At 74.6% G+C, this 2,988-nt stretch carries 3 protein-coding genes; all 3 read left to right on the top strand.

The genetic code is table 11. From position 1 onward, the window contains the following. The first annotated feature begins 80 nt into the window (after positions 1–80). Positions 81–986, top strand: coding sequence for a M56 family metallopeptidase (locus tag HUW36_RS29645; protein ID WP_174531121.1), 906 nt, complete (start codon positions 81–83; stop codon positions 984–986). Between the two features lie 105 nt (positions 987–1,091). Beyond that, on the top strand, positions 1,092–2,339 hold the full coding sequence (locus tag HUW36_RS29640) for a cytochrome ubiquinol oxidase subunit I (RefSeq protein ID WP_174531120.1): 1,248 nt from the start codon (positions 1,092–1,094) through the stop codon (positions 2,337–2,339). 10 nt (positions 2,340–2,349) lie between these two features. Next, positions 2,350–2,988: cytochrome d ubiquinol oxidase subunit II (locus tag HUW36_RS29635; RefSeq protein ID WP_174531119.1), on the top strand; the 639-nt coding region annotated here is incomplete at its 3' end.

The following is a 2,988-nucleotide window of genomic DNA, read 5'->3' as shown; positions in this document are numbered from 1 at the left end:
CGGGCTGACCGACCGCGTCGAGGCTCCGCGGCCCGCCGGGCCGGCGCTCGACGAGGCGACGGACCGGTAGGGCCGCCGCCGTGGCGTACGCCGTGCACTTCGCCGCGACCATCCTGGCCTGCTGGCTGACCGCGCAGGTCCTCGCCACCGCGCGCTGGACGTGGCGGGCGCCCCGGGTGGCGATCGTCTGCTGGCAGGCGGTCGGGTTGGCGCTCGGGCTCTCCGCCATGGGGTTGCCGATGGCGGTCGGTCTCGCCGCCTACGAGCAGCCCACCGGGAGCGCGCTGCTGGCGCTCGCCGACGACCTGGCCCACGGCACGCTGCCGGCCGGTGTGGGCGCGGCGCACCTCGGCCTGGTCGGGGTCGGTTTCGGCATCGGTGCGGTGCTGCTCACCACGACCGTGCGCAGCGTGCACGGCGCGGTCCGCGCCCAGCGCCGGCACCGCGAGCTGCTCAGCCTGGTCGCCCGGCGCGACCCGACGGTCCCCGGCGCGCTGGTGCTCGACCACCCGAGCGCGGCGGCCTACTGCCTGCCCGGGGTGAAGCCCCGGGTGGTGGTGAGCGCCGGCACGGTCGACCTGCTCGACCCGGCCGAGCTGGCGGCGGTGCTGACCCACGAGCGGGCGCACGCCCAGGAGCGGCACGACCTGGTGGTGCTGCCGTTCACCGCGCTCTGCCGGGCCCTGCCCTGGTTCCGCTGGGTGCGCGACGCGCACGAGCGGGTGGCCCTGCTGGTCGAGATGCGCGCCGACGACAAGGCCCGGGAGCTGCACGCCGGCGAGCCGCTGGCCGGCGCGCTGCGCCGGTTCGCCGCCGCCGGTCACCGGGTCACGCCGGCCGGCACGCTCGGTCTGGGCGACCGTGACCTCGACGTACGGGTGCAGCGGCTGCTGGTCGCGGACCGCCCGCCGCGGGTGCTCGGCGCGACCGCGCTGGCCGTCGCCGGCACGCTCGTCTTCCTGCCGGTCTCCCTCTTCCTGAGCTGAGCCTTCCCCTACGGGACTTCTCCGGGTGCCGAGCGACCCAATAGGTAGCCAAGCTACGTGTAGGGTTCCTACGACAAGCGAGCCAACCCGTGGGGAGACGCGACCATGGACCCCCTGCTCCTCGCCCGCCTGCAGTTCGCCACCACCACCTCGATCCACTTCCTGTTCGTGGCGGTCACGCTCGGCCTGGTCACTCTCCTGGTCGGGTTGCAGACGGCCGGCTACCTGACCGGCAAGCCGGTGTACGAGCGACTGACCCGGTTCTGGGGCCAGCTCTACGTGATCAACTATGTGCTCGGCATCGCCACCGGCATCGTGATGGAGTTCCAGTTCGGGCTGAACTGGAGCGGCCTCTCCCGCTACGTGGGCAACGTGTTCGGCGCGCCGCTGGCCATCGAGACGCTCGTCGCGTTCTTCCTGGAGTCCACGTTCCTCGGCATGTGGATCTTCGGGTGGCACCGGCTGCGGCGCGGCGTGCACCTGGCGCTGCTGTGGGGCGTCGCGCTCACCGCGTACGCCTCGGCCTTCTGGATCATGGTGGCGAACGCCTGGCTCCAGAACCCGGTCGGCTTCGAGGTCCGCGACGGCATCGCCCACCTCACCGACTTCGGCGCGCTTGTCACCAACCCCACGTTCGGCTTCGCGTTCGGCCACGTCGTCTCGGCCGGCCTGGTCACCGGCGGCCTGCTGATGGCCGCCGTCAGCGCCTGGCACCTGCTCCGGCGTACCCCCGACCTCGCGCTGTTCCGCACCTCGCTGCGCCTCGGCCTGGTCACCGCGGCGCTCGCGGTGACCGCGCTCCAGGGCTTCGGCTTCGCCCAGTTCGGCCCGGTCGGGCAGCTCCAGCCCACCAAGTTCGGCGGCGGGCCGGACCGGGACGCGACGGTCGCCGACTGGACCGCCCGGTTCGGCCCCGGCGACTGGGACCCGCCGGTGCTGTCCAGCGTCGGGCTCGGCTTCATGATCCTGATCGGCTTCGCGCTGGGCTGCGTCTGGCTCCTGGTCCCGCTGCTCTGGCGCGACTGGATCATCCGGCTGCGGTTCCCGCTCTGGCTGGTCCTGCTCGGCCTGCCGCTGCCCTTCGTGGCCGTGCTGCTCGGCTGGATCGCCCGCGAGGTGGGCCGCCAGCCCTGGGCGGCGTACGGGTTGCTGCCCACCGCGCAGGCCGTCTCGCCGGTGTCGCCCGGGCTCATGCTCACCTCGCTGATCGGCTTCAGCCTGCTGCTCGGCACGCTCGCGGTCACCAACTGGACGCTGCTGGCCCGGCACGCCGCCCGGGGCGCGCTCGATCCCGCCCTGGGCCGCCCGCCCGCGCCCGACACCGACCCCGACCACCACCCCGTGTTCGCCTGAGGAGCCCGCCGTGGAACTCGCCTGGTACGCCCTGCTCGGCCTCTTCTTCGCCACCTACCTGGTGCTCGGCGGCTACGACTACGGCGTCGGCCTGCTGCTCGCCCGGCGCGCGGACCAGAGCGCCCGCCGCGGGACGCTCACCGCCGTGGGGCCGTTCTTCCTCGGCAACGAGGTCTGGCTGGTCGCCGCCGTCGGCATCCTGTTCGGCGCCTTCCCCACGCTGGAGGGAGAGCTGCTCTCCGGCTTCTACCCGGCCGTGCTCGGCGCGCTGGCCGGCGTGGTGCTGGTGACCGCCGGGGTACAGCTGCGCAGCCGGCCGGTCGCCGGGTCCGCCCGCGCCGGCTGGGACCGGGTGGTGGTGGTCGGCAGCGTGCTGGCCGCGCTCGGCTGGGGCGCCCTGCTCGGCGGGCTGCTCCAGGGGGTGCCACTGACCACCGACGGCCACGTGGCCGGCACCGGTCACCTCGTCACGCCGTTCGTGGCCGCCGCCGCGCTGACCCTGCTGGCGCTTGTCGCGCTGCACGGTGCGACCTTCCTCACGCTCCGGCTGCCGGTCGCCGACGCGCCGCCGCTCGCCCGGGTCGCCCGCGGCCTGGTGCCCGCCGCGCTCACCGCGGTCGCCACGGCCACCGTCCTGGGCCTGCTCTCC

Source organism: Micromonospora maritima (genome assembly GCF_902825405.1).
Taxonomy (GTDB): Bacteria; Actinomycetota; Actinomycetes; order Mycobacteriales; family Micromonosporaceae; genus Micromonospora; species Micromonospora maritima.
This window is presented reverse-complemented; position numbering and strand designations above follow the sequence as displayed.